Origin of the sequence: Paraburkholderia sediminicola (assembly GCF_046026895.1) — a bacterium.
In the GTDB taxonomy this organism is placed as follows: Bacteria; Pseudomonadota; Gammaproteobacteria; order Burkholderiales; family Burkholderiaceae; genus Paraburkholderia; species Paraburkholderia sediminicola_C.
In genome coordinates, this window is the sequence record NZ_JAQQEU010000168.1 from 1 (window position 1) to 4,563 (window position 4,563).

The 4,563-nt window shown below is 59.0% G+C and carries 2 protein-coding genes; both read right to left on the reverse strand.

Annotated elements, in window-relative coordinates; genetic code table 11:
- A partial coding sequence (locus PQR02_RS39685) for a hypothetical protein (protein WP_408243267.1) occupies nt 1-1,683 on the reverse strand: 1,683 nt, incomplete at its 3' end.
- Entirely contained in the window at nt 1,680-4,328 is a 2,649-nt protein-coding gene (locus PQR02_RS39690; protein ID WP_408243268.1) for a phospholipase D-like domain-containing protein, read from the reverse strand. The genes PQR02_RS39690 and PQR02_RS39685, both read right to left, overlap by 4 nt.
- Nucleotides 4,329-4,563 lie beyond the last annotated feature (235 nt).

Genomic DNA, 4,563 nt, shown 5'->3' on the forward strand with positions numbered 1-4,563 from the left:
GACCGCCTCTTCCAAGAGCTTTCGCCCTGCTTTATTCAGGGTGAACGTACCATCGAGGCGCTCCGCATAGGCCGGGCCGTCCTCGACTGGTGTGAATAGCAGCTTTCCGCAATTCCTCAGCAAGAGGAGCGCGTGGAAAAGGATGTCAGCCGATTCCTGCGCGTCCACAAAGCGTGCGGCGCCCGCCTCCGCAAAACGGGCCAGTCCGTCCCGCTCCGGAGAGAACACAAACCGTTGCTTGCCATCAAGCCCCACAACCGACCGCTCCGTCGCAACGCTGAGGTGCTGCTCAATCACAAAGTGCCGCACCACATGCCAGGTGAACTTCTCGGTCGGCTCATTCTTGTAGGCAATCATGGCCTGACGAAGACCGTTGAGTGAAAGTTTGCCCGCATCCCAGTCCAAGAGTCGCTTGGCGCCTTTCTCCTGCGACAAATTTTCGGCTTCAATCGCACAGACAATCAGCGTCCAGATGGCCTGCTGGGCATGGAAAGGCCAGTTGGCCTGGTCCATACCAACACTGCCGCGAAGCTCCGCCTTGAGCGCTGCAATCCCAAGGTGGCGGTTGCCCCCGACCAAGCCCGCCGCCTGCAGCGTCTTGTATGCGCCCTGCTCCGTTTTCGCCCAGTCGTAGTTCCCCTGGATAGTCGGCAGCACCTCGTTTTCCTTTGCGTGCTTCAGATAGGCGGCAATCGCGTCCGCGATATCTTCCTTCTGCCTGGCCGCACCCGTCTGCTCCGCGAGCAGGATATGCCGTTCGGCCAGCGCGAGCAAAGTCTCCATAGCCAACCGCTGCAATGCGCGAACCTGCAGAATGGACCATTGCAAACGGATGCCTTCCAGGCCTGTAGCGTCGACAGGCGTTCCTCCCGGCGTACAGCCCGCCGCCATGGCATGACGGATGTCTTCCATCGTCGTGCTGGCCTCTTCCTGCTGCAAAGTATGGAGAGTTCGGAGCGCCAGCATCAAGCCCATCCGACGGTTCCGGCCGCCCTCTGAAGGGCGGTCGAACTCCACTGCAAAATACTGCCGCATGAAGGCCTTCTGCTCCCCCGTCGAGGGGTTCTCCAGCTCAAGCACAGGCCTGAGCGCCTGGAGACGTTTCTTTGTGCATCGCAATTCATGCGGGTCGGCCAGCCATTTAGCCGTTGCCTCCCCCAACGCCTGCACCTCCTCGCCGTAGGCTTCGGCCAGCGCTATCCCGGCCGCCGTACACGAATACGTTCCGCGACACTCCTTCGTTCCCGCATTGAGAAAACGCAGGCCGTTCAGCAGACTGGGCTTGTACCAGGCCGTATCCCAGAACGACACCTTGATGTTCGGCCATGTTTCTTTGCGCAGTTCCACTTCTCCAGGGTCATCTTCAAAGCGGTCGTAGCCCGGATAGCCTTGCACCTCATCGAGCTTGGCGACCCAGTTGAGCAAGAGTTGAATCTTCCAGATGCCCAGTTGCGTATCTTCCCGCAGCGTCCCGATGTCCGCCTTGCCATTCGAGAATGCGCGCTGATGCAGGGTGTGCACCATCCAGCAGAGGGCTGCATAGGGACGAATGTGGCGAGCAGCGTTGTTCAGCCCCGGGAACACACCACCATACATCCGCTCTCCGATGGCGCCCATGCCAAGGAAATCGCCCGCACTGGAGCGCTGCGGCACAGCCGTAAAAGTCGGTCCAGCCGGAATCATTGAGCCTCTCCTTCGTCACAAGTTGTCGCTCGGATTTGCCTGACACAGGCCTCGTTCTCGCGCAAAAGCGGACGGCTCGCAGCAAGGCCAAATTTAAGAAAGACCGGCCGCTTGCAGCGGTCCTGACAAACAGCCATGCGTACAGACTTCAGCTTCTTGAACTCATCCTTATCCAGCGTGGAGTAGCACTGCGGGCAAGCTACGGTCTCCGGGACTTCCTCTGTCACGATGACAGAGTAAAGCCTGTGGTTACGCCCGGGCGAATGCCGCAGCGCCTGAACCACATACTCGACGTCTTTCCTGTCTTCCGGTACAGGGCTCTTCGGATTCTCCAGCGCCAGCGCCAGCACGCTATCGATGCGGTCTTCGACTCGTGGCGCACAGGCAATGCGCCGAGTCTGCTCAAACAAATCCCTGATTTCGAAAATGCGCATGGACGGGAGGCGCCCTTCGCGCCATTCCGTTTCCAGCAAGCCTTGATAGTCCGTTTCCGAAAGCTGCCGGTGCGCGAAGATTTCGATACACGACCGAATTTGGTCGTAATTGACGGGGAGCCCACGCCGCTCATTGCACAGTGCCGTAATGGCCCCGGCGCCCGCCGCCATCGGCAAGAGATTGTTGAGAGCCGACGGCCCAAAGCGCAGGCTCATCAACGTCGACAGCACCCCCATCATGGGTGAAGACAGGTTCGCTGGGATGGCCTCTGTAGGAGGCTCACGACCTGTGTCGACGCCACGAAGCGCCAGTGGCATCCCTGCTCGCAGATGATTTCTGATTTTTTGCGGGATAGCCAGAATGGCCAAAGCATCCGGCATGGGTCGCATCAGCCGTCGGTCTATGGCCAGTTGAACGGCGGCCCGGGCTTGCGCCACCGATTGCCTGCGCTGTTGCCGCTTCTTGTTGACACGCCGCTCATCCTTCGAAACGCCTTCGTCCCCATCACCGACAGAATCGGTATCGGGTTCTTCTTCATCCTCAGATTCAGTGCCTCCGTCGTCTTTCCCGTTCGTGGAAAAGGCCTGTTCAAATTCGGCATCGCTCATATCGAGGAACTTACGCAAAGCCTCAAAGATGCGAATTGCCTCCGCGCTAGGCTGGGCACTCTTCTTCGTCCCGGAGCCTTGTCCCGCAAGCCACTGTGCCTCCGATACCAACGGGTCTTCCGTTCCGTTCGCGGTTGGCTCAACCACCGTGCGCTGCGCCCCTCCCTTGTTGTTCAGCTTGCGCTGAGTCAGAAGCAAGTGCCCAGCATTGAAGACCAGGTACGCATCTTCTTCGTCGTAGACGTCGTCTTCAATCCGCCCAATCGATTTGAACAGGTCAACATGCGTGGGCTTGGCAATGAGCTGCGGTTCGACATTGACCCAGGTCGTCGCCTCAAAATTGGCTCCCGTCACGGTCAGCCACAGCGCTATGTCCGGCAAGCCGCGAACCAGCTTTTCGCTCACTTTCACCGAGGCCTGCCCTCGCGTGTCCAACGTGCCGGTCAAAGGCGGCAGGTGCTGGTTGCCGTGGTACAAATCAAGCTGAACCTCCTGCGCGGCCGGCACAGGATAACAACGAACCTCCAGAACATAGTTGCGCGTAATGTGCGCGACGGCACTCGCCGTATCGTCCGCCGCCAGGGGTGCCGGATACTCACAAGGGATGTAGCGCGGGGGGGCGTTCGTCTTCGTCCAGGCCGCTGTCGTGGACTGGGTCACATGGCGCAACAGTGAGACCTCAATGTTGTTTGTGTTCCAGAGGCTCTGTTGCGTCGCATTAACCGACCCGGTCATCACAAGCGCTTCGCCCTCGACGTCCACCAATTCGAACCACTTTGCATGTAAAGGCCGGTCGTTATCCGGCGGCTCTATGAAATGTACCGGCCTGTTTCCATTGGGAATGTCCTCCTGGAAAGGAGCAATCAGCTGGTCATCCCTACGAGCCAAGCCGTATCGGACCTGTTTAACGCCCAGCTTGTCGCGCAGTCGGACGACGGCACCAACATCCTGGTCGAAATACGGCGAAAGTACGGTCAGTGACCTGGGCGCGGCCAGGTTCTGTCGGGCAACGTCAACGAACTGCGCGCCTGCGTCATCCACCAACGTTGTCACCAACCACACCCTCTGCGGCCCAACCGCATTGGCGGCATATTGGTCGTGTTGCGCTCGCGCCCTCCGGGCAAACCGGGCGAGGATTTCCTCGTCCTCACGGGCCAACAAATTAAGACGCGCCGGCAACAACTCAAAGAAGTCTGCAATCTGACCAAAGACCATAGGGTCTGTGCTCGCCGAAACGGCATCCAGCACTTCCAATGACCGGCTCTGCCCCTGGGTCGTCAGGTTGGCGCTGCTGACCACGAACACATCGCCGTCATCGGATTCGAGGTAGGCAATCTTGGGATGAAAGATGCCTCCGCCCTTGCCCTCTTTGGTCGGTGTGGTGCTGACAACCCGATAGCGGCTCCCCCCGAAGCGACTCGAAGAATTGTCCACGCTATGTCGCGCCTCGCGCGCGTCCAGCATGACCGTGATTTGCTCGCAATCTCCCTTGCGCAAAAGCGGATAGGGTCCCGCCTCAAACCAGACCGATGAATAGGTGTAGGAGGTGAATAACGCCCTTTTTGGCGCCACCTCTTCGAGAATGTCGTAAAGCGTTGTCATCACGCCCCCGTATTAATCCACAGCTTCTATTTATCTGGTACCGAGCATCCGATAATCCGGACATACGGGGCGTTCACGTGACTTCACACTCTCTCAGCCGAAATTTGTCGACGCGACCGTCACTTCACGGGAGTGGCATTCGCTACGCTCATCGGACAAAACTCGCCATTCCGCACAAGCGCTGCAAGATTGGCGGCCGCTTGCTTCGGTGCGTCCCCACCGCGTATTAACGCAC

Coding starts and splice junctions, on each gene's coding strand:
- PQR02_RS39690 (WP_408243268.1), bottom strand. CDS start 4,328: ATGACAACGCTTTACGACATTCTCGAAGAGGTGGCGCCAAAAAGGGCG.